At 60.5% G+C, this 25,322-nt stretch carries 21 protein-coding genes; 7 read left to right on the plus strand and 14 right to left on the minus strand.

Features of this window, described 5'->3' with window-relative positions; genetic code table 11:
• The first annotated feature begins 94 nt into the window (after nucleotides 1-94).
• Entirely contained in the window at nucleotides 95-1,882 is a 1,788-nt protein-coding gene (locus AC1DON_RS19895; RefSeq protein WP_476936563.1) for an acyl-CoA dehydrogenase C-terminal domain-containing protein, read from the plus strand.
• Nucleotides 1,883-2,037: 155 nt separating this feature from the next.
• Here the strand turns inward: AC1DON_RS19895 and AC1DON_RS19900 are convergent, their stop codons facing one another.
• The gene (locus AC1DON_RS19900) at nucleotides 2,038-2,520 is read right to left on the minus strand and encodes a redoxin family protein (protein WP_476936564.1); all 483 of its coding nucleotides are present in this window, start codon (nucleotides 2,518-2,520) and stop codon (nucleotides 2,038-2,040) included.
• Nucleotides 2,521-2,722: 202 nt separating this feature from the next.
• Here AC1DON_RS19900 and AC1DON_RS19905 point away from each other — a divergent pair, with 202 nt between their 5' ends.
• On the plus strand, nucleotides 2,723-3,373 hold the full coding sequence (locus tag AC1DON_RS19905; RefSeq protein WP_476936565.1) for a YqgE/AlgH family protein: 651 nt from the start codon (nucleotides 2,723-2,725) through the stop codon (nucleotides 3,371-3,373).
• On the opposite strand, the gene AC1DON_RS19910 is transcribed toward AC1DON_RS19905, so the two are convergent.
• The 9 genes from AC1DON_RS19910 to coxB form a co-directional block, all read right to left on the minus strand.
• On the minus strand, nucleotides 3,370-4,626 hold the full coding sequence (locus AC1DON_RS19910) for a M16 family metallopeptidase (protein ID WP_476936566.1): 1,257 nt from the start codon (nucleotides 4,624-4,626) through the stop codon (nucleotides 3,370-3,372). The genes AC1DON_RS19905 and AC1DON_RS19910 overlap by 4 nt on opposite strands.
• Nucleotides 4,623-5,321: an SURF1 family protein gene (locus AC1DON_RS19915; RefSeq protein ID WP_476936567.1), complete on the minus strand. Its 699-nt coding sequence runs from the start codon at nucleotides 5,319-5,321 to the stop codon at nucleotides 4,623-4,625. The genes AC1DON_RS19910 and AC1DON_RS19915 overlap by 4 nt, the downstream gene beginning before the upstream one ends.
• Nucleotides 5,318-5,677 carry a DUF983 domain-containing protein gene (locus tag AC1DON_RS19920; protein ID WP_476936568.1) on the minus strand — a complete coding sequence of 120 codons (360 nt, stop codon included), beginning with the start codon at nucleotides 5,675-5,677 and terminating at the stop codon, nucleotides 5,318-5,320. Before AC1DON_RS19920 ends, AC1DON_RS19915 begins: the two co-directional genes overlap by 4 nt.
• A complete protein-coding gene (locus tag AC1DON_RS19925) occupies nucleotides 5,674-6,552 on the minus strand; it encodes a cytochrome c oxidase subunit 3 (RefSeq protein ID WP_476936569.1) in 879 nt (292 codons plus the stop codon). Before AC1DON_RS19925 ends, AC1DON_RS19920 begins: the two co-directional genes overlap by 4 nt.
• A 158-nt stretch (nucleotides 6,553-6,710) precedes the next feature.
• Entirely contained in the window at nucleotides 6,711-7,241 is a 531-nt protein-coding gene (locus AC1DON_RS19930; RefSeq protein WP_476936570.1) for a cytochrome c oxidase assembly protein, read from the minus strand.
• Entirely contained in the window at nucleotides 7,238-7,462 is a 225-nt protein-coding gene (locus AC1DON_RS19935) for a hypothetical protein (protein ID WP_476936571.1), read from the minus strand. Before AC1DON_RS19935 ends, AC1DON_RS19930 begins: the two co-directional genes overlap by 4 nt.
• Nucleotides 7,459-8,487 (minus strand): heme o synthase, encoded by a 1,029-nt coding sequence (cyoE, locus tag AC1DON_RS19940; RefSeq protein WP_476936572.1) that lies wholly within the window; start codon nucleotides 8,485-8,487, stop codon nucleotides 7,459-7,461. The genes AC1DON_RS19935 and cyoE overlap by 4 nt, the downstream gene beginning before the upstream one ends.
• An 88-nt stretch (nucleotides 8,488-8,575) precedes the next feature.
• Nucleotides 8,576-10,270 (minus strand): cytochrome c oxidase subunit I, encoded by a 1,695-nt coding sequence (gene ctaD / locus AC1DON_RS19945; RefSeq protein WP_476936573.1) that lies wholly within the window; start codon nucleotides 10,268-10,270, stop codon nucleotides 8,576-8,578.
• Between the two features lie 24 nt (nucleotides 10,271-10,294).
• Nucleotides 10,295-11,353 (minus strand): cytochrome c oxidase subunit II, encoded by a 1,059-nt coding sequence (gene coxB / locus AC1DON_RS19950; protein ID WP_476936574.1) that lies wholly within the window; start codon nucleotides 11,351-11,353, stop codon nucleotides 10,295-10,297.
• Between the two features lie 454 nt (nucleotides 11,354-11,807).
• On the opposite strand from coxB, the gene tldD reads away from it, so the two are divergent.
• From tldD to AC1DON_RS19965, 3 genes are all read left to right on the plus strand, one after another.
• Nucleotides 11,808-13,244 carry a metalloprotease TldD gene (tldD, locus tag AC1DON_RS19955; protein WP_476936575.1) on the plus strand — a complete coding sequence of 479 codons (1,437 nt, stop codon included), beginning with the start codon at nucleotides 11,808-11,810 and terminating at the stop codon, nucleotides 13,242-13,244.
• Nucleotides 13,245-13,307: 63 nt separating this feature from the next.
• Complete coding sequence (locus tag AC1DON_RS19960) at nucleotides 13,308-13,487, plus strand: hypothetical protein (RefSeq protein ID WP_476936576.1); 180 nt, start codon at nucleotides 13,308-13,310, stop codon at nucleotides 13,485-13,487.
• Between the two features lie 246 nt (nucleotides 13,488-13,733).
• Complete coding sequence (locus tag AC1DON_RS19965; RefSeq protein ID WP_476936577.1) at nucleotides 13,734-15,767, plus strand: TonB-dependent receptor plug domain-containing protein; 2,034 nt, start codon at nucleotides 13,734-13,736, stop codon at nucleotides 15,765-15,767.
• 134 nt (nucleotides 15,768-15,901) lie between these two features.
• Here the strand turns inward: AC1DON_RS19965 and AC1DON_RS19970 are convergent, their stop codons facing one another.
• The 3 genes from AC1DON_RS19970 to AC1DON_RS19980 all read right to left on the minus strand — a co-directional run bounded on the left by AC1DON_RS19970 (nucleotide 15,902) and on the right by AC1DON_RS19980 (nucleotide 20,366).
• Entirely contained in the window at nucleotides 15,902-17,782 is a 1,881-nt protein-coding gene (locus tag AC1DON_RS19970; RefSeq protein WP_476936578.1) for a peptide MFS transporter, read from the minus strand.
• A gap of 295 nt (nucleotides 17,783-18,077) precedes the next feature.
• Entirely contained in the window at nucleotides 18,078-19,448 is a 1,371-nt protein-coding gene (locus tag AC1DON_RS19975; RefSeq protein WP_476936579.1) for a glutamate--cysteine ligase, read from the minus strand.
• A 168-nt stretch (nucleotides 19,449-19,616) separates the two neighbouring features.
• Nucleotides 19,617-20,366, minus strand: a complete 750-nt coding sequence (locus AC1DON_RS19980) for a 16S rRNA (uracil(1498)-N(3))-methyltransferase (RefSeq protein WP_476936580.1) — start codon at nucleotides 20,364-20,366, stop codon at nucleotides 19,617-19,619.
• A gap of 271 nt (nucleotides 20,367-20,637) precedes the next feature.
• Between AC1DON_RS19980 and AC1DON_RS19985 the strand changes: the two genes are divergently transcribed.
• Nucleotides 20,638-22,500 (plus strand): histidine kinase famiy protein, encoded by a 1,863-nt coding sequence (locus AC1DON_RS19985; RefSeq protein ID WP_476936581.1) that lies wholly within the window; start codon nucleotides 20,638-20,640, stop codon nucleotides 22,498-22,500.
• Between the two features lie 42 nt (nucleotides 22,501-22,542).
• Here AC1DON_RS19985 and AC1DON_RS19990 read toward each other — a convergent pair whose 3' ends face one another.
• Entirely contained in the window at nucleotides 22,543-24,450 is a 1,908-nt protein-coding gene (locus AC1DON_RS19990; RefSeq protein WP_476936582.1) for a glycoside hydrolase family 127 protein, read from the minus strand.
• Between the two features lie 566 nt (nucleotides 24,451-25,016).
• Between AC1DON_RS19990 and AC1DON_RS19995 the strand changes: the two genes are divergently transcribed.
• Complete coding sequence (locus tag AC1DON_RS19995; RefSeq protein ID WP_476936583.1) at nucleotides 25,017-25,265, plus strand: hypothetical protein; 249 nt, start codon at nucleotides 25,017-25,019, stop codon at nucleotides 25,263-25,265.
• Nucleotides 25,266-25,322: the final 57 nt, after the last annotated feature.

The following is a 25,322-nucleotide window of genomic DNA, read 5'->3' on the forward strand; positions in this document are numbered from 1 at the left end:
ATTTATTTGCTTTTACGCGATATTTTTCCGAAAACCGCTACGCACTTTTCGGATATCGCTTGGACAATAAACCTAAGACACAGGGATAACCGAAATGAGCTACAAGGCCCCGGTTCGCGACTATCAGTTCCTCATCGAGAACGTCTTCAAGACTGACCAGTACAACAACCTGAAAGGCTTTGCCGACGCCGATAGCGCGACGGTCATGGCCATTCTGGAAGAGGCCGCCAAGTTCACCGAAGAGGTTGTCCACCCGATCAACATCACCGGCGACAAGGAAGGCTGCGTCCTCAATGCCGACAGCAGCGTGACGGCGCCCAAGGGCTACAAGGAAGCTTACAAGGCCCTAACCGAAGCCGGCTGGACCGCCCTGTCGAATGATCCCGAATATGGCGGCCAGGGCCTGCCCCATTTCGTCAACACCGCCTTCTCGGAAATGCTGTCGGGCGCTTCGTCGGCGTTTGGGATGTATCCCGGCCTGACCGAAGGCGCCATCTCGGCGCTTCATGCCGGCGGCACGGACGAACAGAAGGCGCTGTACCTGCCCAAGCTGATCTCCGGCGAGTGGTCGGGCACGATGAACCTGACCGAGCCGCATTGCGGCACCGATCTCGGCCTGCTGCGCTCTAAGGCCGTGCCGAATGGTGATGGCAGTTACCGGATCAGCGGCCAGAAGATCTGGATCTCGGCCGGTGAGCACGACTTTACCTCGAACATCTGTCACCTGGTCCTGGCGCGCATCGAAGGCGCCCCTGCCGGCGTCAAGGGCATCTCGCTCTTCCTGGTGCCCAAGTTCCTGCCCGACGCCGACGGCAATCCGGGCGAGCGCAACAGCTTGAAGTGCGCCGGTCTCGAGCACAAGATGGGCATCCATGGCAATTCGACCTGCGTCATGGTCTATGAAGACGCCAAGGGCTTCCTGCTCGGCAGCGAGCACGAGGGCCTGAAGATCATGTTCTACATGATGAATTCGGCGCGCTACGGCGTGGGCCTGCAAGGCCTGGCCATCGGTCACGCGGCCTATGTCGCCGCGAGCCAGTTCGCCAAGGACCGTCTGCAGGGGCGCGCCCTCACCGGCCCCAAATCGCCCGACAAGCCCGCTGACAGCATCCTGGTACATCCCGACGTCCGCCGCATGCTGCTGGAAAGCCGCGCCCATATCGAAGGCGGACGCGCCTTCCTGGTCTGGGGCGCTTTGCAGGCCGACTTCCAGCACGTCGCCGAAGACGAAAAAGCCCGTGAAAAAGCAAGCGATTACATGAGCCTGCTGACGCCGGTAATTAAGGCCTATCTGACCGAAAAGGGCCTGAAAGTCACCCAGGACGCCATGCAGGTCCACGGCGGTTCGGGCTTTACCGAACACTTCCCGGCCTCGCAATATATGCGCGATGTCCGCATCACCCTGATCTACGAAGGCACCAATGGCGTCCAGGCTTTGGACCTCGTCGGCCGCAAGCTGCCGTCCAAGGGCGGCCGCGCCTTGCAAACCTTCTTTGCTGAAATCGATGCTTACGTCGCCGCCGAAGAGTCGGCTTCGATCGTGCCCGCCTACATCAAGGCGTTGAAGGAGACCAAGGCCAAGCTGATGGACGGCACCATGTGGCTGATGCAGAACGGCATGGGCAATCCCGACAATGCCGCAGCCGGATCGCTCGACTATCTCCACCTGTTCGGGTTGACCTGCTCGGCCTATATGTGGGCGATGATGGCCAAGGCGGCGCAGGAAGAAATCAATAATGGATTGAGCGATCCATTCTTCACAACCAAGCTGGCGGTTGGCCGTGTCTTCCTGGAACGCATCCTGCCGGACGCCGATGCGCACCTGGCCAAGATGAAGGGTGGCGCGGAAGCGCTGATGGCGCTGGAAGACGAGTTGTTTTAAAGGCGAGGAAGCGAGCCTCCTCGACCTCGATACCCGGTAGAGTCTAACCCATTAAGTAACAAAGAGCCGGGCGCCCTTAAGGTGCCCGGCTCTTTGTTATTTAAACGCTTAAACGCTGTCGCGTTATCGGGTCGAGGGGACTTGTCCCCTCGCCTTTACAACTGCTCCAGCACGTACTCGGCCGACGACACGTTGAACTGGCCCTTTTCCTCGACGAACAGCTTGTCGACCACACCGTCCTTTACGATCATGGCGTAGCGTTGCGAACGCGGGCCCATGCCGAACCCGGTACCGTCCAGTTCCAGCCCAACCGCCTTGGCAAAGCCAGCATTGCCATCCGCCAGCATGACCACTTCGTTTGCAATTCCCTGATCTTTCGCCCACGCTTTCATCACGAAATAATCATTTACCGAGATGCAGGCGACGGTATCGACGCCCTTGGCCGAGAAGTCTGCAGCATGGTCCTTGAAGCCTGGCAGGTGGCGGGCGCTGCAGGTCGGCGTAAAGGCCCCCGGAACGGCGAACAGGACGACGGTCTTGCCGCCGAAGAAATCCTTTGAGGATACAGGCTTGCCGCCATCTTCCTCGACGATGGTCAGTGTGGTTTCGGGGATGGCGTCGCCGGGTTTCACTGTCATGTGCATCTCCTTTTTGATCGAACTCGCCGCTTGGTTGCGACAGGTCAGGATCAATTTTCGATATGTTTTGTCGGGGTTATCACGCAAAATGTGCGCCCGCGACACGCCCCCACATATAGGGTAATGTGATAGGATACCAAGCAAATTCCCGGCACGTTTGCATCCGACGCGAACATCCGGGGCGCGAAGATAAGGACATCCTATGATTCACGGCGGCGGTACGGTTTCACAACCCGAAATGCCTGTTTCAGGCGAAGCGTACACCTCGTATCAGGGCAGCCTGCTCATCGCCATGCCGACACTGGGCGACGCATCCTTTGCGCATAGCGTTATCTATCTGTGCCGCCACGATCCGCTGCACGGCATGGGCATTATTCTTAACCAGCCGATTAGCGGCCTCGACTTCCGCGTCATGCTGCGTGAACTGAATATCCCCGAAGGCGGCGCGTTGCGTAACCCCATGCTTGCCGGGCAAAAGGTGTTTCGCGGCGGCCCGGTCCAGATGGACCGCGGCTTTGTCCTGCATAGTCTTGATTTCCAGATTGAAGAGGCCACCCTGCCACTTACGCCACCTGCCGGTGACGACGGCGATCCGGTCGGCTTAACCGCCTCGCGCGACATCCTCGTCGCCCTGTCGCAGGGCCAGGGGCCGCAACACAGCCTGATCGCGCTGGGGTATGCAGGCTGGGGCCCAGGCCAGCTTGAGGCCGAGCTCAGCCAGAATGCCTGGATTGTCGCGCCGGCGACGCACGAACTGCTGTTCGGCGGCGATACCGAAAATCTGTGGGTCCGCGCCCTGGCCAGCCTCGGCGTCGATCCGGCCCATCTGTCCGGAACATCCGGTAACGCTTAAGCCGCGATCGCCGCCATGCCGGCTGGCCCAAGCAGGGCGCTGGCGAATTGAGTCTGCTGACTCAATGATTGACCGACGCGCACCAGGTCATCCAATCCGACCCGCTCAATTTCAGCCGCAACCTCGTCGAGGCCGAAAACCTTGCCGAAGGTCGACAACTGGCTGGTGAAGGTCGCCGCGCGCGACGCGGCCCCTTCGTGATTGAGAAACAGCGAGGTCTGGAACTGCGCCCGGGCGCGTTCAAGCTCCGGCACGGTCGGATTGGCCGCCAACTCGCCCATGACCTTGCGGATCAGTTCAGCCAGCGGCGCGACGTCCTTGGCCGCGCAGCCAGCGTAAAGCCCGAAGACGCCGCCGTCGCGATAGGGCGTCACCCAGGCATCGATGGCGTAGGCCAGTCCCCGCGCCTCGCGCGCTTCCTGGAACAGACGTGAAGCCATGCCACCGCCCAGGATCTCGCTGAACAGGCGCAAGGGTATGATGTCCGGGTGATAGCGGCTGACGGCTTCGAAACCGAGCGTCAGGTTGGCCTGTTCGATCTTGCGTTTTTGCAGGCGATGGCCGGGTGTGAAGCGTAGCTTTTCCGGGACGTCGAGCCCCTTCTCGTCCGGCACCGTGTCGAACAAGGGCTTGGCGGCGGCGTAGACCTCGGCCGGATCGACACCGCCCGAAATACAGATGACGATCCGGTGCGGCGCATAAAGTTGGCGCGCGAAGGTCCGCAGATTATCTGGCGCAGCCGATTTCAATGATTGACGCGTGCCCAGGATGGGACGGCCGATCGCCTGGCCTTCGAACATCGCCTCCTGCAACAGGTCGAAGACATGGTCGTCGGGCGTGTCATAGGCTTCGTGAATCTCCTGCTCGACGACCTTCTTCTCGCGCTTCAGTTCCTCAAGCCTGAGGTCCGAGCGGAACATCAGGTCCGACACGATTTCCAGCGCCAATGGCAACAGCGCGTTCAGTCCCCGCACTTCGAAACGCGTATGCTCATAGCCGGTCGAAGCGTTGATCGTTCCGCCGCGGTGTTCGATGGCTTCGGCCAGTTGCCGCGCGTCACGGCCGGCGGCGCCCTTGAACACCATGTGCTCCAGCAGGTGCGCCCAGCCGGACTGCGCCTCGGTTTCAAAGCGCGTGCCGCCGTGGATCAGCGCATTGAGCGCGAAGGTCTTAAGGCCGGGCATGGGATCGACCAGCAAGGTCAGGCCGTTGTCGAAGCGATAGAGGGTTTGATTGTCGAGTATGGAAATCATGTCTTACGATTACGCTGGACGGCGAAGGCGAAAACCATACCCAGCAGGGTCACGGCCAGCCCGTACCAGGTCAGGGCGTATTCAAGGTGGCGGTTGGCGAGCGGCGCGGTCATCGGCGCCTGTTGAACGGCGGGACCTGCGAGGTTCGAAGCCTTGACGTCGAGCACGAGGAAATAGTCAGTCCGCAGCTGCGTTTTTAGCGCCTGGCCCATTTCGGCGGTCGAGCGGCTGTACCAGTCGTTTTTTGCTGGATCGTTGAGAGGGGCAAAGGCTGACGGCTTATCGACCGGGCGCAGACGGCCGACGGGCAAGATAGCCGTATTGGCCGGCGCGCTGTCCGCGTTTTCCGAAAACCCAAGGTCAACCAGCATGTCGGGCTGGCCCGGTGCGATCGGACACGCGGTCAGCAGACGGTAGCCTGCGACGGGCCCCATGGTCGAGTGCATGGGAATAATGCGCGCGGGCGCAACGGGGCACGATGGCAGCGCGACCGAACGCCAGTCGGCGTGGCCCTTTGCCAACGCCTTCGCGACCGGCACTGGCGGCAGCGCTTCGGTGCGCGCCATCTCGGCTATGAGATTGTTCTTCCACTGCAGGCGGGCCATCTGCCAGGTGCCGAGACCGACAAGAATGGCGAAAGCAATGACGGTGGCCACGAGCAGACCGCGCGGCAGGGGATTGATCAGGCGCATCATTCGTCGCGCACCTTGTGCTTGAGTTGTGAGGCGATCATCAGCCCCTTCAGCATCGGCATGAGGATCAGGCTGAGAATAACCGCGAAGGCCGGCCAGACACTCAGCAACAGCCAGACAGGCCATCCCAGGCCCAGCAGGCTGATGACCAGTCCGACGCAGGCGGCAAAGCCGGCGATCAGAATGACGAAGACGACGGGACCGTCACCGGTCTCCGCCGCCTTGAAATCCACACCGCAAACGCCACAGGCCTCCGCGATCTTCAGATAGGATTTGAACAGCCTTCCCTGCCCGCAGACAGGACACCGGCCGAGGGCTGCCGCAAGGAACCCGCCCTTGCGGCCATTGGCCTCTGTCATCCCTTGTAGCCGCCGAACACGACGTAGACGAAGGCGAAGAGGAAGAGCCACACCACGTCAACGAAGTGCCAGTACCAGGCGGCGGCTTCGAAACCGAAGTGCTTCTTCGGCGTGAAGTGACCGGCCAGGACGCGTAGCAGGCAGACGATCAGAAAGATGGTGCCGATCAGGACGTGGAAACCGTGGAAGCCGGTCGCCATGAAGAAGACCGAACCGAAAAGGCCCGAATTGGCAGCCTCTTCGTTGAAGAACAGGTGGTGGTGGATGATTTCCATGTATTCCGACACCTGGACCAGCGTAAACACCGAACCCAGGATCACGGTCAGGACCAGCGCCCAAACGGCACCCTTGCGGTCGTTTTCCTGCAGCGCATGGTGCGCCCAGGTCGCAGTCGTGCCCGAAGTCAAAAGCAGCAGGGTGTTGAGCAGCGGCAGGTGCCACGGATCAAGTGTCTCGACGCCCTTCGGCGGCCAGGTCGACCATGCGGCACGCACTTCTTCGATGGCCGAGTGGGCCCCCGAACGGTGGCCCGCGAATAACGACATTTCGAAGAACATCCAGAAGAAGGCGGCGAAGAACATCACTTCGGAAGCGATGAACATGATCATGCCATAGCGCAGGCCCAGCTGAACGACCGGGGTGTGGTCGCCACGGCGGCTTTCCTTGATGACGTCGCGCCACCAGAAGACCATGGTCAGCAGGATGCCGGCGATGCCAATCGCGAACAGCCACCACTCACCCTTGGGGATGCCAAACAGGCCGCGCCACCAAACGACGAGACCCAGGCCCCACAGGACGCCGGAGGCTGAACCCAGCAGCGGCCACGGGCTGGGGTTGATGATGTGATAGTCGTGCTTAACGCCGTGATTGGACATGTGTCAGTCTACTCACCTTATTGTCCGCGGCAGGCGTCGGTGCCCGCGCGGCTGTTGCCTTTGTGGCCGGAAAATCGGAATTTTCCGTTTATGCCAATTCATTCTGAAACACAATGCAAAGACCAGCTTCATTCCTCGGTTTTTGCCTTTGCGTAGCCTTATTTCTCGTCGCCCTTGGCCTCGTAGAAGGTGTAGGACAGGGTCACGTCAGTCAGATCGCGGGTATCGATGTTTTTCAGCAGTTCCGGATCGAGGAAATAGACCATCGGAAATTCGCGCGTTTCGCCCGCTGCAATCGTCTGATTGTCATAGCAGAAGCATTGCAGCTTGCGGAAATAAGGTCCCATGGGCTCGGGCAGCACGTTAAACACCGCCCTGCCCGTCACGGGTTTGTCCGAAATGTTGGTGACCGTGAATTTCATCATCGCCGTACGCCCGACGCGCGTGCGCTGCGATGGCTTGTCGACCTTGAACTTGAACGGCACGCCATTGGTGTTGGTGTCGAAACGGACCTCGATGATTCGGTCGGAGACGGTCGTCGGCGCTGCGGTCGCGGCCTTGCCGATGGTACCGTTATAGCCCGTCGCCTGGCAGAAGGCACGGTAAAGCGGTACACTGGCGAAAGCCAGGCCGCCCATGGCCGCCGTGGCCAGTACCAGCCAAAGCACCAGGCGGCCATTTTTGCTCATTGCGATACCTTGGACGCCGCCGCCTTTGAGGCTGCGGCAGATTCGGCGGCGACGGAGCGCAGATAGGCGTCGCGCTTGAGCCCGGTCGCCATACGCGACATCGAGATGAAGAAGATCAGCACGACGAACAGCACCAGACCCAGCGCGATGAACAGGTTGCGCTGCTTCTGCGCCTTCAGATAGGCGGCCTTGTCATCAACGGTTTTCGGGGCGTCCGTCACTGGAAGAACCCTTTCAGGGCATGTTCGATCAACAGGGTCGCGAACAGCGCGGTCAGGTAGAAGATGGAGAAGGCGAACAGGTTGCGCGCCGACAAGGCTTCCTTTTTAACATCGTAAAGGCTCTGCTCGCCACCTTCGGGGTGGTCCCCGGCCCGCGACAGAAAGACGCGGAGCGCCATGTACAGGAAGATCGCGCCACCAAACACGGAAACGACGGCGTAGAAGATACCGCCGAGTTTGCCGCCTTCGGGCCCGATCACCGCCGGCAGGCAGGCGACCGGCACCATGACCAGGCTGTAGAGCAGGATCTGCAGCCGCGTCGATTTGGCGCCTTTGGCCACCGGCATCATGGGAATGCCGGCCTTGGCGTAGTCTTCAGCGGTATACAGCGCCAGCGCCCACGAATGCGGCGGCGTCCACAGGAAGATGATGGCGAAGAGAATCCACGCTTCCATGGGGGCGGCGCCGGTTGCTGCGGCCCAGCCGATGACCGGCGGGAAAGCCCCGGCCGCGCCACCGATGACGATGTTCTGCGGCGTGCGGCGCTTCAGGATCATGGTGTAGAAGACGACATAGTAGACGATGGTCAGGGCCAGAAGCCCGGCCGCCAGCCAGCTATCGAGTGCAAAGCCCATGGTCAGGACAGACAAAAAGGCCAGGACACCACCAAAGGTCATGGCGTCGTTGCGGGTAATGCGACCGGCGGCAACGGGCCTGAGCCTCGTCCGGCGCATCAAGGCGTCGGTCGTGCCTTCCAGCGCCATGTTGAGCGCCCCGGCCGAACCCGCGCCCAGCGCGATACACAGTACAGATACGAAGGCCAGGAACGGGTCCATATTGCCTGGCGCAATAATCAGGCCGGTCAGGGCGGTGAACACGACCAGCGACATGACACGTGGTTTCAGCAGCTGGAAATAGTCGCCCGGCAGCGCGCGACGGTCCGTCGCGGCATAGTCCTGCGGCAGGGTGGCGATGTAGTCCGCGTCGGACTTCAGCGGCTTTTTCTTGTCGTCGGCAGCGGCCATTGGCACGTCTATACCTCAATGAACGAAGGGGTGAAGACCCTTGAAGACCTTCACCCCCGAAATGTGATCTGCTCCTTAAAGGACCAGATTAGTGATGCTCGTCCTCGTCCTTGATCACCGGCAGTTCGGAGAACTGGTGATAAGGCGGCGGGGACGACAGGGTCCATTCCAGCGTCGTTGCGCCTTCACCCCACGGATTGGCCACGCCCTTGCGGCGGGCGATGATGGCTTCGACGCACATGATCAAGAAGACGATGACGCCAATAGCCGTGATCGCATAGCCGATCGACGAAACCTGGTTCCAGAAGGTGAAACCGACGGGATAGTCGACATAGCGGCGCGGCATGCCTTGCAGGCCCAGGAAGTGCTGCGGGAAGAAGATGATGTTCACGCCGACGAACATGATCCAGAAGTGCAGGCCGCCCAGGAAGCCGTTGTACTTGATGCCGAACATCTTTTCGAACCAGTAGTAGAAACCGGCGAAGATTGCGAAGACGGCGCCCAGCGACAGGACGTAGTGGAAGTGCGCCACGACGTAATAGGTGTCGTGCAGCGTGTAATCGATCGGGGCGTTCGACAGGACGACGCCGGTGACGCCACCTACCGTGAACAGGAAGATGAAGCCGATCGCCCACAGCATCGGGACGGTGAAGGAGATCGAGCCGCCCCACATGGTGGCGATCCACGAGAAGATCTTCACGCCGGTCGGGACCGCGATGACCATCGTGGCCAGGACGAAGTAGGCGCGCAGGTCGAAGCTCATACCCACGGTGTACATGTGGTGCGCCCACACGATGAAGCCGACGACGCCGATGGCGACCATGGCGTAGGCCATGGCGAGGTAGCCGAAGACAGGCTTCTTCGAGAAGGTCGATACGATGTGCGAGATGATGCCGAAGCCCGGCAGGATCAGGATGTACACTTCCGGGTGGCCGAAGAACCAGAACAGGTGCTGGTACATGACCGGATCGCCGCCGCCGGCCGGATCGAAGAACGACGTGCCGAAGTTACGGTCGGTCAGCAGCATGGTGATGGCGCCGGCGAAGACGGGCAGCGACAGCAGCAGCAGGAAGGCCGTGACCAGAACCGACCAGGCGAACAACGGCATGCGGTGCAGGGTCATGCCCGGAGCGCGCATGTTAAAGATGGTGGTGATGAAGTTGATGGCGCCCAGGATCGAGGACGCACCCGACAGGTGGAAGCTGAAGATCACCAGATCCATGGCGGGGCCAGGCGAGCCGGTGTGCGACGACATCGGCGGGTACATGGTCCAGCCGCCGCCGAAACCGTGCTGGCCTGCGCCGGGACCCGACGGGGTCAGGACCGAAACGACCAGCAGGATGAAGGAGGCGATCAGCAGCCAGAACGAAATGTTGTTCAGGCGCGGGAAGGCCATGTCCGGCGAACCGATCATGATCGGCACGAACCAGTTGCCGAAACCACCGATCATGGCCGGCATGACCATGAAGAAGATCATCAGGATGGCGTGCGCCGTGACGACCGAGTTGAAGGCGTGCTTGGCGTTGTCGGGGTTTTTCAGGTCGAACAGGCCAAGGTGATCCAGCAGAGAACCAGCCTGGAAGACCTGAAGACCGGGCTCATAGAGCTCCCAGCGGATGAAGCCCGAGAACGCACCGCCGACCAGGCCGGCGAAGATGGCGAAAATCAGATAGAGCGTGCCGATATCCTTGTGGTTGGTCGTGAAGAACCAACGGTCAAGGAAACCCGGCTTGTGGTCGTGATCGTGGTCGTCGTGACCATGAGAGGCGGCAGCGGTGGCCATGTCAGGTGTCTCTCTTTACTTAACTTAGTTCACGGTCGCCGAAGCGGCGGGCGTCGCCGCCGGAGCAGCAGTGGCAGCGGGCTTGGCGGCCGCAGTGGCCGGAGCCGCAGCGGTGGTGGCAGCAGCCGGCGTTGCCGCCGGTTCAGCGGCGGGCGCTGCCGCCGAAGCGGAGGCCGCAGCCGCGGCGGTCGCGGCAGCCGCGGCTTCAGCCTGGGCCGAGGCGGCCGCTTCAGACTTCAGCATGGCGCGGGTCTTGCCGCCGGCCTTGATGATATAGGCGTCGAAATCGGCTTCGGAGACGACCTGGACTTCGATCGGCATGTAGGCATGGTCCTTGCCGCACAGTTCCGAGCACTGGCCGTAATAAGTGCCGATGCGTTCGGCCTTGAACCAGATGTTGTTCAGGCGGCCCGGAACGGCATCGACCTTGACGCCGAACGCCGGAACAGCAAAGGCGTGAATGACGTCGGCAGCGGTCGTCTGGACGTGAACGACCTTGTTGACCGGCACGACCAGCTTGTTGTCGGTCGACAGCAGGTAGAGGACGCCGGCGGCCTTGGCCTTCTTGATGTCGTTGGCTTCGGGCAGGAGGCGCGATTCGACGTCGGTGACTCCCAGTTCAGGGTAGTCATAGGTCCAGAACCACTGGTTGCCGGTGGCCTTCACGACGACGTCCGGCTCGGGCATGTCGTTGAACTTCTTCAGCAGCGGCAGCGAGAAGCAGGCGATGACCACGAGGACGAGGACCGGAACGGCCGTCCAGATGATCTCGATCAGCGTATTGTGCGAGAACTTGGCCGGCTTGGGGTTGGCCTTGGTGTTGTAGCGGATGGCGATCCAGATCAGCAGGCCCAGGACCAGCAGGCTGATGGCGGTGATGATCGGGAACAGCAGCCCGTTGTAGAACCAGGTCACATCATGCTTCAGTTCGGTGACGCCGGGCTGAAGGCCCATCTCACCGTCCGTCGGCTGACCATAGTTCACCGGCTTGGCGGCAAGAGCAGCGGTGGCGGCCAGCCACATCGCGGCCCCGGACACGACCCCTGTCAGGCTCTTGGCCCCGAACAGCCCTCTGTTGCGCATTCGCAAATCCTCGTCTTGACTGACCACGGGCGCCTTTGGAAAGGCGCAAGCCTGAGGCCCCTACTGTGAGATGCCGCGCAAGGCCGTGGCCTTGCGCCGGAAAGTTCGCGGATGGGCCTGCGTCGAAACGCAGACATGCGCGGACGCATTGGACGTGAATGTCCCACCTGATCCGAAACGTTCCCATAATGCGTTCGCAGTCAAATGCAAAGGGCAAATTCGCGCCACATTCGCTTTCTCTAGACGGTTTTGATGCTTTCTGAGGACGGCTTGGCGTATCCATGTCGCCAATGCGGTCTTTTGTCGCAGCGCGGTGCGCACCTGCCCTGGGCGCACCCCGCTTCGTGCCCGGATCACGCTATTCCGAAAGGAAGATCGCCTTTCCCTAGCCATTTGCGTGTGCTGTGCCTAAATAGACGCAAACAGATGCACTTTCATACTTTTGAGTCTCTCCATGCCCGACACCGCCATGACCTCCCCTACCGATTGGGGCGACTTCGATCTGCACGCCGCTCAGACCGTGCTGGAAGAGGCGCTTGAAGGTGCTGACGACGGTGAAATCTTCGTCGAGAAGCGCGAGACGGAATCACTCCTGTTCGACGATGGCCGCCTCAAGTCGTCCAACTACGGCGCCGACCAGGGATTCGGCTTTCGCGTCGTCGCCGGTGAGACCATCGGCTTTGCCAACAGCGCCGAACTGTCGGTCGAAGCCGTCAAGCGCGCCGCCGAGGCCGCCGTCCTCGCCAAGCGCGGCCGCAATGTCGATGTGACGATCGCCCGCGATAACCCGGTGCGCAGCAACCAGAGCTATTACAAGGCGCACGATCCGCTGGGCGAGATGGCCTTCGCCGACAAGATCGCCCTGCTCCAGGCCATCGACGCCTATGCCCGCGATCGCAACCCTGGCGTTGTCCAGGTCTCGGCCTCGATGGCCGCCGACAAGCGCGCGATCACCATTATCCGCCCGGACGGCGAGCTTTATCACGACTATCGCCCGCTGGTGCGCATCAATGTCAGCGTATCGCTTGAGAAGAATGGCCGGCGCGAAACCGCCTCGAGCGGCGGCGGTGGGCGCATCTCGTGGCTCGACGTCACCGCGCCGGAAAAGTGGCAGGCCCAGGTCGATGAGGCCATTCGCCAGGCCCTGGTCAATCTCGAGGCCGTGCCGGCCCCTGCCGGCGAGATGGATATCGTGCTTGGGCCAGGCTGGCCGGGCGTCCTGCTGCACGAAGCCGTCGGGCACGGCCTCGAAGGCGACTTCAACCGCAAGGGCACCTCGGCCTTTTCTGGCAAGATGGGCACCCAGGTGGCAGCACGCGGCGTCACGATTGTCGATGACGGCACGGTTGTCGACGCGCGCGGCTCGCTGAATATCGACGACGAAGGCACGCCAACCTCGTGCACCACACTGATCGAGGACGGTACGCTCGTCGGCTACATGCACGACCGGCTGTCGGCGCGGCAAATGGGCGTCAAGGCGACCGGCAATGGCCGCCGCCAGTCCTATGCCCACCAGCCCCTGCCGCGCATGACCAACACCTTCATGCGCGGCGGTTCGGACAAGCTGGCCGACATGATCGCCAACACCAAAAGCGGGCTTTATGCCGTCAATTTCGGCGGTGGCCAGGTTGATATCACCAATGGCAAGTTCGTCTTCCAGTGCACCGAGGCCTACCTGATCGAGGACGGCAAGATCGGCGCGCCGGTCAAGGGCGCCACCCTGATCGGCGACGGTCCGGCGGCGATGCGCGAAGTCGATATGATTGGCGACGACTTCAAGTTCGACCCAGGCGTCGGCACCTGCGGCAAGGCGGGTCAGTCCCTGCCTGTCGGCATCGGCCAACCGAGTTTGCGCATCAGAGGCTTAACGGTCGGCGGCACGAGCGCCTGATACAATAAGGGGTGTGGCACGCGGCTTGCTGTTACCGTTCGTAATGATCGAACGGAGGACAACATGTTTCCTGCCATGATGATACTCGGCAACCTCGCCCGCCGCCTGTGGCGTACCGAACCTGCGCCGGTCGAGGCGCCGCCCCGCTTCGACTTTTCGGAGGCGCGCGACGCCTATGAGCTGCACGCCACGGCTACGAACGATATGCGCTCGACGCGCAGCACATTCCGCAGGCGCCGCTAATACCCACACGATTTCACATTAAATCTTTGTCATCATATACGATTTTCCTCTACGAAGAGCGCCGTAGGAACGCCTGAATAATATTCAGAAAATCGGTGTTTTTTGTTTCAGCCGTGCAATTTGCATCAATGGCCGGGCATTAACATTACAGCCATTTAACTTGTGTAATTGCTGTTGAAACATAATCCCTGAGCACGTGGGGGCACCGGGCTTCCCACCGCCGTCCATCCTGGAAGTCCTCGCCGTATGCGTTCGTCTTTGCGAAAAGCCATCCTGTTTGCCTGCGTGGCGTTTCCCGCTTTCGCGGCCTGCGCCACTGTCAGTGCGCAAACCGCTCAGCCGGTTGCCGGGGAAAATCAGGTCGTCCGCTACGAACCCGACTATTTCAAGCCATTCCAGGTCACCACTGCGCTCGACATGGTCTTTTACGTGCCGGGCTTCAGCTTTTCGTCGGGACAGGAAGTTCGCGGCTTCGCCGGCGCGGCGGGCAATGTGCTGGTCGACGGCCAGCGTCCGGTGAGCAAGGGCGGTCTCGACACGACGCTGAACACGATCAGCGCCAGCCAGGTCGAGTATATCGAGCTGATCAGCGGCGGCGCCCCCGGCATCGACATGCAAGGCTACGGCAAGGTCGTGAATATCGTCCGCAAGAAGGACGGCAAGGCGACGATCAATTTCGGCGGCAACGTCAAGTTCTATCCGCACGACGAACTGCCCGCGGGCTTCTTTTCGTACAGCCGCAATCGCGACGGCAAGACGACGGATATCTACGTCGAAGCCTTCCGTTTCAATGACAACGGCGTCTTCAACGGCCACCGCTACACCTATACGCCCGACATGTCGGATACGATGCCGGAGTACATGTATATCGACCAGATCGGCGGTGGCCAGGGCAACATGATCAAGGCTGAACATTCGCGGCCCTTCATGGGCGGCAAGCTGGCCTTCAACGGCAATTATAACCCGATCTATTACGACATGGATTCGCGGTACGATTCGACCAATGACGGTACCGAGCACCTCGATTTCAAGGAGATCGACAGCGAGATCGGCGTGCAATGGGAACGCAAGCTGACCAAGTCGCTGACCCTGGAACTCAACGCACTGCGCACGCACGAGCGCGAAAGCCAGACCGACGTCTATAGCCAACCGGGTTTCGAGGCGACCTACACCGCCCTGGCCCTGACAGACGAGCATATCTTTTCCGCCAAGCTGAGTTGGCAGCTGAACCAACGCTTGAGTTTCAAGTTCGGCGCCGAGAGCGTCTATAACAGCCTCGACAACGCCTCGCTCTATACCGAGGATGGCAATGAACAGAATGTGCCCTCCGACGTCGTGACCGTCGAGGAAGACCGCAACGAATATTTCGTCGTCTCCAACTGGCAGGCCACACCGAAACTGAATATCGAGGCGGCCCTGAAGGTCGAGACCTCGACCATTTCGGTGAAACAGGAAAACCGGTCCGAGTCCTTCGTTTACCCCAAGCCGAAGATCCAGGCGGTGTGGTCACCGAACGACAAGTGGAAACTGACCTGGCGGTCGGAACGTATCCTGGGCCAGCTCGATTTTGGCGACTTCGCGTCGTCCGTGTCGCTGCTGGACCAGGTCATCAAGGCCGGCAATCCCGGCGTCGTGCCGCAGAAGCAATGGCAGCACGCCCTGACCTTCGATTACAAGTTCTGGGACAAGGGCGCGATCTCGGTGACGTTCGAGCGCAATGACCTTGAGGACACGCTCGACCGGCTGGCCATCGTCACGGCTGACGGCGTCTATGATGCCCGCGGCAATATCGGCAACGGCCGGATCGACGCGGTGTCAACGACCCTGAACCTGCCGCTCGACAAGCTGAAGATCAAGGGCGGCCTGCTCAAGCTCGACTATACGCGGCGCTGGACGCAGGTCACCGATCCGATCACGGGGGCCGGCCGGCCAATCTCGAACATCAACCCGGACAACTACAACATCAATTTCAGCCAGAACCTGGTGAAGTACCGGACCAGCTGGGGTGTTGAAATCAACAGCATGAACAACGCGTCGCAGTACCATGCGCGTGAGCTGTACCGTAACAGGTCGACACCCTGGTATGCCTGGTGGGCCGAGTATAAGACGACCAACGGCCTGACCTATGGCATTGTGCTGCAGAACCCGCAGCGCCGCCATTATGAGCAGTACCGGACGACCTGGGCGGACCTGCGCGAGAAGAGCGCGGTCGAGCAGCAGCAGTATACGCACTACGAACAGAAGCCGTGGGTGATCGTGCGCGTACGCAAGGACCTGTAAACTTATGGGGTGTGGGGGCTGTGCCCCCGCAAGCCTTTCTTTTCCAATAAAAAAGCCTCGCCCTTTTAGGGGCGGGCTTTTTTTATTGGATCAGGGAAGACGTGGGGTCACGGACCCCACACCCCATAAGTTTTTCAGTGCTCTTTCGTCACCGCCTCATCAACCGTCGTGTCGTTCGCGCCATAGGCCCACTTGCCGATAACGAAGCTGAGCCCGAATAGAAGCACACCAACGACGACACCCAGCCAGCCGATATAGTTGAAGACATTCAGCGACGACATCAGCGCCGCCTTGTTGTCGAGCACCACGCCGCCAACGGTCTCGGTCGATGCGAACCGCGCGATGATGGCGGCGACGTACTGGCCGTTCGACTGTCCCAGGAACCAGATGGCCATCATGGTCGCAACGATCGTCGGCGGCGACAGCTTGGTCTGCTGCGACAGGCCGATCGGCGACAGGGTCAGCTCCCCGATCGTGTGGAAGAAGTAGGTCAGCATGAGGAAGTAGATCGGCATCCGCCATTGCGCGTCCGCCATGCCGGCGAACCAGACGAGCACCAGGAAGCCAAGCCCGACATTGACCAGGCCAAAGCCGAATTTCTTCAACGGATCCGGGTCCTGCCCGCGCCGCCCCAGGAAGGTGAAAAGCCAGGCAAAGATCGGCGCCACGATCAGGATGAAGCCGGCATTGAAGGTCTGGGTCTGAGATGGCGTCAGCCCCATGTCGACCCAGATATGATTGGCCGGCAGGGTCATGGCCGCCAGCTGGTCACGCGACGCCAGGACCCAGTTGCCGATGATCACCGGCGCGCTCAGGATATTGAGATTGGTGTTGCGTTCGGCGAACAGGCTAAGCGACGAGCCGGACTGCTCGAATATGGCATAGAAGACGGCGGACGAGGCCGACAGCGTCATGGCCAGCAGCAGCCGGAATCTTTCCTGGACATTGTACTTGGTGAACATCTGCCAAATGACATAGCCGATGATCGCCACTGTCCCGACGGTGAGAGTCGTGCCGACGATGGCGTTGCGCTGGACCATCAGGAAGACGACCGGCACGCAGGCAAAGGCGAACAGGTAGATCAGCCATTCCTTGCTGACCGGCCCGACCTTTTCCTTCAGCGTCTCAGGCGACGGCGGCTCGCCCTTTCCCGCCAGCCACGGCTTGCCCAGGGTGAAGAAGATCAACCCGGCCAGCATGCCGATACCGGCAAGACCGAAGCCAGCCCACCAACCGACCGTTTCCCCCACCAGGCCGCACACGACCGCCGCCCAGAAAGAACCGAGATTGATGCCGTAATAGTAGAACTGGAAGCCGGCGTCGCGGCGCGGGTCCTTGTCCGGATAGAGCTGGCCAACGATCGATGAAATATTGGGCTTCATGAAGCCGACACCCATGATGATCAGCGACAGCGACAGATAGAAGGCCTGTTCGGCCCACGGCGTTACCTTCTTGACGCCCTTTTCGAACGTGCCCGCCGGTAACTCGGCCGGCAGAGGCGCGTCTGCAGGCAGGCCCTGAATGCTCTGGCCGCCATCGGAACGGCCGATGGTGACATACTGCTTGCCGCCGACATCCAGCTTGACCACACGCGACTGGCCGATGCCTTCGGTGACAAACTCATAGGTCGCGCCCTGATAGGTCAGAGTCTGGATATGCGGCTTGCCTTCGAAGGTCATGCCGAAATGCCCCAGGACCAGCAGGACGGCGCCCAGCATGACCGCCTTGCGCGTGCCCAGCCACCGATCGGCGATCAGGCCGCCGAGCAGGGGCATCAGGTAGATCATCGTCGTATAGGAGCCGTACTCGGAATTGGCGCGTTCATCGCTGAACAGGAAATGCCTGACCATGTAGTAGATCAGCAGGGCGCGCATGCCGTAGTAGGAAAACCGCTCCCAGAACTCAGCGAAGAAGCAGACATACAGCCCCTTGGGGTGTTTTCGCATCTGCAGGAGCACAGGGATAGCGGTCAGGATCGTGACGAGGATCCCGGCACAGAGGACGATATTGAGCATACTGATCTCGCAAAGGGCATTGCGTCGCGCTGTCGGGCGCGCGACTTTTTTGCGAGAAGATCAGCAATTGGATCGTTTTGCAAGCAACGATCTCTAGTGTCCCGATTCTGAAATTCGCGCGCTTTTGATATCGCCTCAAGGCGAATTTCAGAATCGAAAGGACACTAGCAACTTATTGATTCTAGTGTCGTTCTCGATTTCGAAGTTCGTCTCGGAGCGTGATATCAAAATCGCACGGACTTCAAAATCACGACACTCGTGCGGTTGCGAATGCAACCAGCCTTCCCATGGCCGATTAATAGGCTTCCTGGGCGTAGAGTTTGCTCAGGTCGCCCTGCCATTCGCCGTGGTATTTTTCGAGCAGGCGATCGGCCGGCGTAAGCCCCGAATCGGCGATATCGAACAGCTCACCGAGATAGCCGGTTTCATCAACGAAGCCCCCGGACAGGCGTCCCCGCGCCTTCAGGCCTTCGCGAGCGATGTTGAGCACGTCCATCGTCCAGTCCTTGACCGGACGGCCGGCGATCTCGCCCTTCAGGCCGGTTTTAGCCGCCATGCCACGCAGGGTGTTGTGGTCGTCGACGGTCCAGTCCTTGACCAGTTCCCAGGCGGCTTCGAGCGCGGTCTGATCGTACAGCAGGCCGGCCCACAGCGCCGGAAGCGCACACAGGCGGCTCCACGGCCCGGCATCGGCGCCGCGCATTTCGAGATACTTCTTGAGACGGACTTCCGGGAACAGGGTCGTCAGGTGATCGGCCCAGTCGTCCATGGTCGGGCGCTGGCCCTGAAGCGCCGGCAGGTCCCCCTTGAGGAAGGCTTTGAAATCCTGGCCCGAAGCGTCGATATAGCCGCCATTGGCCGGCACATTGCGCTTGACGAAATACATCGGCACATCAAGCGCATAGCGGGCATAGCGCTCGAAGCCGAAACCGTCCTGGAAGACGAAATCGAGCATGCCGGTACGGTCGGGATCAGTGTCGGTCCAGACATTGGCGCGTGCCGACACAAAACCGTTCGGCTTGCCTTCTGTGAACGGCGAGTTGGCGAACAGGGCCGTGGCGATCGGTTGCAGGGCCAGCGACACGCGGAACTTCAGCACCATGTCGGCCTCCGACTCATAGTCGAGATTGGCCTGAACGGTGCAGGTGCGCAGCATCATGTCGAGGCCGAGATTGCCGACTTTCGGCATGTACGACCGCATGATGTTGTAGCGGCCCTTGGGCATGACCGGCGTTTCTTCGCGTGTCCACAGCGGTGAAAACCCGACACCGACAAAGCCCAGACCCAGTTCAGAGGCGACGGTCTTGACCTCCGTAAGATGCTGGCCTGTCTCGTCGCAGATGTCGTGGATGGTCTCGAGTGGCGCACCCGACAGTTCGAACTGACCGCCGGGCTCGAGCGACACCGAGGCGCCCTTTCGGCTCAGGGCAATGACCTTGTCCTTCTCGTAGACCGGCGCCCAGCCAAAGCGCGTCATGCCGTTGAGCATGGCCTCGATGCCGTTCGGGCCTTCATAGGCCGGGCGGCGCAGGGTATCGAGATGGAAGGCGAACTTCTCGTGCTCGGCGCCGATACGCCACTGGTCTTTGGGCTTGTTGCCCTTTTCGAAATAGCCGACCAGCTCGCTAAATGACTGAACGGGCTCCGCTTCTGAATTATAAGCCATCCGTCTCAGTCCCTGTTACAGTCTAAACAATCCGCCGCCTATATGGGACGGCCCCAGCGCACAAACAAGTCAGCAATACTAAATTCTAATCCCCTCTCTCCGCTTGCGGGGAGAGGGCCAGGGTGAGGGGCATTGCCGTCAGCGTCACAGACGACAGCTCTCCCCCATTTAACGCCAATCCCCAATTAGAGCTTGGTATAATGTCAACGCGCTGATCGCGGCCGTATCGGCGCGCAAAATGCGTGGCCCCAGATTGACGGGATGGACATTGGCGAAGCCGCGCAGTGCGTTGCGTTCGACCTCATCGAAACCGCCCTCCGGTCCAACCAAAATGGCGGACAGAGAGGGATTAGAACTCCCGACTGAGGTAAGCGTCTCCAGCATTGGCCGCGTGGCCTTGTCCGTCTCGTGCGTCGAATCCTCGTCACCGAAGAATACCGCATCATAGGGCATGTCCGCCAGCAGCTTTTCAAGCTTCACCGGCGCCAGGATTTCCGGCACGTCCAGCCGCTCGGTCTGTTCGGCGGCTTCCTGGGCGATCAACCGCAGCCGGTCGACATTGGTATGATCGGCGTTCGAGCGGCGGGTAATCAGCAACTGGATCTTCGCCGCGCCCAGTTCGGTGGCTTTCTCGATGATGGTTTCCAGCCGCGAGCGCTTGATGAGCGCAATCAGGAGCACCGGCCCCTGCCCTGCCGGCTGTGGCCGCGTCTGCTCGATCAGGGCGAGGCGCACCGTCTTCTTGCCGACTTCGATCAGCGTCGCCTTCCATTCGCCGTTACGGCCATTGAAGACGTTGATTTCATCGCCCACAACCTTGCGCATCACGGCAGCAAGATAACGGCCTTGCTCGGGCGGCAGGGTGAGTCCTAAGCCGGGCGTCAGGTCGGGACTGTCGGAAAGGTAAAGGCGGATCATGAGGTTGCGTTTAGGCGTCTGTGGCCCTTACCGCAAGTCCACGCCCGCAAAGCTTTCGAAAAGGCTCTTGTCTCAATGGCAAAGATCAGGCCGCGCGAAGCCGTCACGCTCAAAACTGGATGCCACGCCAGGCTGGGCATCGCCGCCGTACGCCCGGTTGAATAGCGTCACCACAGCCGGCCAACGCCAAGGTTGTACAAGGACACACGCAAACCAATCACTTTTTTATGTGCGATTTTTTATCATGCTCCATCCACACAAGGATCACGGCGTGAGCAAAAAAAGCGGCGGCCTCGACACCCCACCCGACAAGACCCCTGAAAAAATCCAGGAAAAGATTCCGGAAAAGCCCAGGGACGAAGCGGTCACGCTTCACGATCTCAACAACATGTTCGCCTCGGTCATCGGCGGCCTGCAACTGCTCAGCATGCGCTATCGCGACGACCTGAAGACGCAGGAGATCGTCTCAAGCTCGCTCACCAGCGTCAACAATATCCGCGACTACCTGGCTGTCGCCTATCGCACGCGGCGCGGCGCCCCCGCTCAGCCCGCTTTTGCCCCCGGTCTTCGCAGCGACCATGGCCACGCCGTCATCACCGACAGCGACGACCGCCATGACCTGTTCTTCGCCGCGATCGAAATGACGCGCATGCCCATGGTCGTTACCGATCCGAACAAGCCCGACAATCCGATCATCTTCGCCAACCAGGCCTTTCTCAATACCACCGGCTATGAGATGAACGAGATCGTCGGCCGCAACTGCCGTTTCCTGCAGGGGCCGGACACCGACCGCGACGCGATCAGCAATGTCCGCCGCGCGATCGCTGAACAGACCGATATCGCCGTCGAAATCCAGAACTACCGCAAGGACGGCACCATGTTCTGGAACGCGCTGTTTGTCAGCCCGATCTTCGACCGAAACGGCAAGCTGCTCTACTTCTTCGGCTCCCAACTCGACATTACGCGCAGGCGTGAGGCCGAAACGGCGCTCAGGCGTGCGCAAAAGATGGAAGCGATCGGCCAACTGACCGGTGGCATTGCCCACGATTTTAACAACCTGCTCCAGGTCATTATCGGCAATCTGCAGATGGCGCGGACGGTGGTCGACAAGCCCCACAGGATCGGCCGCTATCACGACGCCGTCATGTCTGCCGCCCAGAAGGCCCGCACCCTGACCCAGCAACTGCTTGCCTTTTCGCGCCAGCAGCCGCTGGAGGCGCGCGTCGTCAATCTCAACCGCATCATTACCGACCTGCGCGAACTGCTGTCCAAGACACTGGGCGCACATGTCGAAATCGCGCTTGACCTGGCGCCTGACCTCGCCAACGCCCAGATCGACATCGTCCAGCTTGAGATGGCCCTGATCAATATCCTGGCCAATGCGCGCGACGCCATGCCGAACGGCGGCAAGGTGACGATCGCCACCAGCAATGTCACCGTCGTCCAAGGCGGCGTCAACGCCCGCAGCGGCCGCTATGTCGAACTGGCGGTGCGCGACAATGGCGAGGGCATGACGCAGGACGTTCTGGCGCATATCACCGAGCCCTTCTTCACCACCAAGGAGGTCGGCAAGGGCACCGGGCTTGGCCTGGCCCAGGTCTATGGCTTCGTCAAACAGTCCGAAGGCGGCTTTGGCGTCGACAGCGAGGTCGATAAGGGCACGACGATCCGTATGACCTTTCCGGTCAACGATGGCCTGGCCGATCCGCACAACGAACGCCCCGCCGACGAGGTCGTCCGCGGCCAGGGCAAGGGCGAGCGCGTGCTGATCGTCGAGGACAACCGCGAGGTCCGCGAACTGGCCTCGGCCATTCTGGAGCAGGAAGGCTATACCGTCGTCGAGGCCGCCAATGCGACCGAGGCCCTGGCCGTCCTGGATGACCACCCCGACCGCTTCGACATGCTGTTCACCGACATCATCATGCCGGGCCATATGAACGGCGTCACCCTGGCGAAAGAGATCAAGCAGAAGGTGCCGGACATCGCTGTGCTGATTACCACGGGCTTTGCCGACGACGTGCACGGCCACACCAATTCGGCGGCCTTCGAAACGATCTACAAGCCCTATATGCCCGACGAACTGGCGCGCAAGATCAGAAGCGTGCTGAACCGCAAGCTCGACCACAGGAATTGATAACAAAGCCCAATTATTTGGTTCGGCTTTCGCGCTTTGGCGTCACGAGGACAGGTTAAAGTACACGCTATATCGGTCCCAACTCATATTAAGCGGCTGAAACCTAACCGTACTGCCATCCGTGGCGACAGCCTCATAATCGAATGGCTTTCCGGTCACGGGGCGAACAGCCTCGTCAAGGGACTTGCCGTCCGTCTGGATCACGGGCAGCGTCAGGGGCGCCTTGTCCAGTGCCACCCAGTTATTGTTCAGCAGCGCCGGAGGCAGGTCGCCGCGCGGGTGCTGCGCGGCCAGGACCACGGGCCCAACCATCAGGGCCTGGATTTGCGGTGCGTCCGGGAAACGATCGACGTGGAGTGGCATGGGCAGGCTTAGGCTGATGCGGTCGCCGGCTTTCCACGCCCGCGAAATCCGCAGATACCCCCCCGGATCGGCGCTTGCCTCCAATACCTTGCCGTTGACACGCACCTTGGTGTCGCCGGTCGTCCAGCCTGGAATGCGAATATGGATTGGCCATTCTCCGCCGGGTGCCGCCTCAACCGTCAGCGTGGTTTCAGCCGATTTCGGGAAGGCCGTCACCTGGCGGAGACGAATACCACGCTCCGACCAGTCCAGGGCCGACGCGATGAAGAGATTGACGTAAATCCCCTTGTCGTCGTGATAGTAGATGGTATCGCCGAGCTTGGAAAACTCTTCGGTGGCCGAGCCGTTGCAGCACCAGAAGGTGCTATCGTCAGTCCCCAGCGATTTCCACGTTCCCGGCGCCAGCGACAGGAAATAGGTCGTCTGGCCGGTCTCAGGCTCTATGGTGCCGAGCCGATGGTTGATCAGGTTACGCTCGTAATAGTCCATGTAGCGCGCGTCTGGCTGCTGGGCGAACAGCTGGCGCGTAAGCTTGAGCATATTATAGGAGCAGCAGCATTCCTGATGGAACGGCACCTGCTTCCATTCTTCGGCGAGCTTGTAGGGCTCGGTCTTCCAATGCTCGCTATTGCTCGACCCGCCTGTAGCGTAGGTCCGGGACGTCGTGACTGTGTCCCAGAAAAACTCGGCGATCTCGCGATAACGCAGGTCTCCGGAGACTTCGTAACGTTGCATCGCGCCGAGGACCTGGGCGACATGGGTATTCATATGCAAGCCGCGCAAGGCGTCGAACCGGGCCGCCAAAGGCGTGAAAAGCCGTTCCTTGTTGAACCGGTCTCCCGTCGCGATCCAACGCGGGTCTTTCGTTACCGCCGCCAGCCTGAAGAAGAGATCGTTCATGCCCCCGAATTCTTCGTCGAGGATATTCTGCATATGCGCAGGCGTGCGGGCGGCGGTCCATGTATCGACCCATTCCGCCATTGCCGTGACAATCAAAAGGGCCTGCGCATTACCCGCGTGTACGTGCATATCGAGCAGACCCGCCATGATCTTATGGTAGGTATAGAAGGGCGCCCAAACCGGTTGGCGCGCGTCGAGCCGGACGAAAAGGCTCTGCGGAAATGCGCTCAGATATCCCTTCTGGTTCAAGGCTGCCTGGCATTCGGCCAGGCTTTTGACAAGGTAATCGCCCCGCGTCTTCAGTTCGCTATCGCCACGGCTGGCAAAAGCGAGCGCACATGCGGAAAGATAGTGCCCCGTGAAATGTCCACGCAGTTCGCAGTCCGGTGCTTCCCACCCGCCATAGGGCTGCGCCGTCGACGGCAGGCCGGCATTTATCCTGAAGGTGTGCAGGAGCCGATCGGGCGCAATGCGCAACATGAAGGCGCGATTCCAGGTCTCCGCATCCTTAAACGGCCCGTCCCCAAGCCGCACCTGATCGAGGCGGAAAGGCACCAGACGCGGACGGGGTTCACGAAGCGCGGGCAATGCCGCTGGCGCAGCGTGTGAAATGCCGACCGAAGCAATGAATGCACTGGTTGTCGCCAGGAGGAATTGCCTTCGGTTCGATTTCATCCGGTTAATCATTCGATGCTCCTGTCGCGACTTGCCGGGTTGAATTGCTTGGGTTTTCAGGAGACCGGGTTATAAAAATTACGCGGCTATCTCCTGCCACGTCGCAGGTGAAACAACGTAATTCTTTAACGCGTGAGCGTTTGCCGGTGTTCAGCTACTGCCGTGTTCGGCCGCGGTGACGGCGTCTCCTGTCTGCGCGAAACCTGGCGCCGGGCATGACACTATGCCGAATAACGATCGCAGACGATTTTGACCAAGCGTGATTCATCCCTTTTTGTGCGTTAATACCACCTCAGACGGCATTTACAAGAAGTTGTGAAACTAAATTTTACCTGTGAAAGTAAAAATGAATTTGGCTTGTTCCTCGTGCTGATCGTCCGATATGGAGCACAGTCCCGGGCCATCGCCAACCTCGCGTTCAATGGGGCCGTATCGTCCTGATCGTTATTGAACCATAGGTTGACCCCTCAGGTGTTCAAATGCAAAAATCGCTATCTGACAGATCCCGACGGTGAACCATGGAACGGCTTGAACGCGACGCCCCCCTGCCCGCCGGAATGCAGGGGTGATGGATCGAGATGGATCACCCCGACGCAGAACTGGTCATCCACGGCGGCGAAATCACCTGCTTTGGCGCGACGGTCGCTTACGACTATAAGCTGGTGGAAACCATTGACGGCGCGCTGGCGGTCAGTTTGAAGGTCAATGATCCTTCCACCGAAGATGCGTTTAAACGCGCCAATGTCACCGGACTGTTCCTCACGCCTGATGGCGAATTCCACGCCTACAATGTGAAATTCGCCAGCCAGTTTGTCCGTTCGGAGTAGATCGGACCCTTTGTTCCACTGCATGTTGGCGGGCTTGGCCGGCCCGCGCCGCGTCGG

The organism is Asticcacaulis sp. P4_H10, assembly GCF_056400965.1.

What these genes read in the sequence shown, in the direction of transcription:
- AC1DON_RS19915 (WP_476936567.1), bottom strand. Translation starts at nt 5,321, where the DNA reads ATGATGCGCCTGATCAATCCCCTGCCGCGCGGTCTGCTCGTGGCCACC.
- cyoE (WP_476936572.1), bottom strand. Translation starts at nt 8,487, where the DNA reads ATGGCCGCTGCCGACGACAAGAAAAAGCCGCTGAAGTCCGACGCGGAC.
- AC1DON_RS19970 (WP_476936578.1), bottom strand. Translation starts at nt 17,782, where the DNA reads ATGCTCAATATCGTCCTCTGTGCCGGGATCCTCGTCACGATCCTGACC.
- tldD (WP_476936575.1), top strand. Translation starts at nt 11,808, where the DNA reads ATGCCCGACACCGCCATGACCTCCCCTACCGATTGGGGCGACTTCGAT.
- coxB (WP_476936574.1), bottom strand. Translation starts at nt 11,353, where the DNA reads ATGCGCAACAGAGGGCTGTTCGGGGCCAAGAGCCTGACAGGGGTCGTG.
- AC1DON_RS19965 (WP_476936577.1), top strand. Translation starts at nt 13,734, where the DNA reads ATGCGTTCGTCTTTGCGAAAAGCCATCCTGTTTGCCTGCGTGGCGTTT.
- AC1DON_RS19905 (WP_476936565.1), top strand. Translation starts at nt 2,723, where the DNA reads ATGATTCACGGCGGCGGTACGGTTTCACAACCCGAAATGCCTGTTTCA.
- AC1DON_RS19930 (WP_476936570.1), bottom strand. Translation starts at nt 7,241, where the DNA reads ATGAGCAAAAATGGCCGCCTGGTGCTTTGGCTGGTACTGGCCACGGCG.
- AC1DON_RS19900 (WP_476936564.1), bottom strand. Translation starts at nt 2,520, where the DNA reads ATGACAGTGAAACCCGGCGACGCCATCCCCGAAACCACACTGACCATC.
- AC1DON_RS19920 (WP_476936568.1), bottom strand. Translation starts at nt 5,677, where the DNA reads ATGACAGAGGCCAATGGCCGCAAGGGCGGGTTCCTTGCGGCAGCCCTC.
- AC1DON_RS19925 (WP_476936569.1), bottom strand. Translation starts at nt 6,552, where the DNA reads ATGTCCAATCACGGCGTTAAGCACGACTATCACATCATCAACCCCAGC.
- AC1DON_RS19910 (WP_476936566.1), bottom strand. Translation starts at nt 4,626, where the DNA reads ATGATTTCCATACTCGACAATCAAACCCTCTATCGCTTCGACAACGGC.
- AC1DON_RS19990 (WP_476936582.1), bottom strand. Translation starts at nt 24,450, where the DNA reads ATGATTAACCGGATGAAATCGAACCGAAGGCAATTCCTCCTGGCGACA.
- AC1DON_RS19895 (WP_476936563.1), top strand. Translation starts at nt 95, where the DNA reads ATGAGCTACAAGGCCCCGGTTCGCGACTATCAGTTCCTCATCGAGAAC.
- AC1DON_RS19960 (WP_476936576.1), top strand. Translation starts at nt 13,308, where the DNA reads ATGTTTCCTGCCATGATGATACTCGGCAACCTCGCCCGCCGCCTGTGG.
- AC1DON_RS19975 (WP_476936579.1), bottom strand. Translation starts at nt 19,448, where the DNA reads ATGGCTTATAATTCAGAAGCGGAGCCCGTTCAGTCATTTAGCGAGCTG.
- ctaD (WP_476936573.1), bottom strand. Translation starts at nt 10,270, where the DNA reads ATGGCCACCGCTGCCGCCTCTCATGGTCACGACGACCACGATCACGAC.
- AC1DON_RS19995 (WP_476936583.1), top strand. Translation starts at nt 25,017, where the DNA reads ATGGATCACCCCGACGCAGAACTGGTCATCCACGGCGGCGAAATCACC.
- AC1DON_RS19980 (WP_476936580.1), bottom strand. Translation starts at nt 20,366, where the DNA reads ATGATCCGCCTTTACCTTTCCGACAGTCCCGACCTGACGCCCGGCTTA.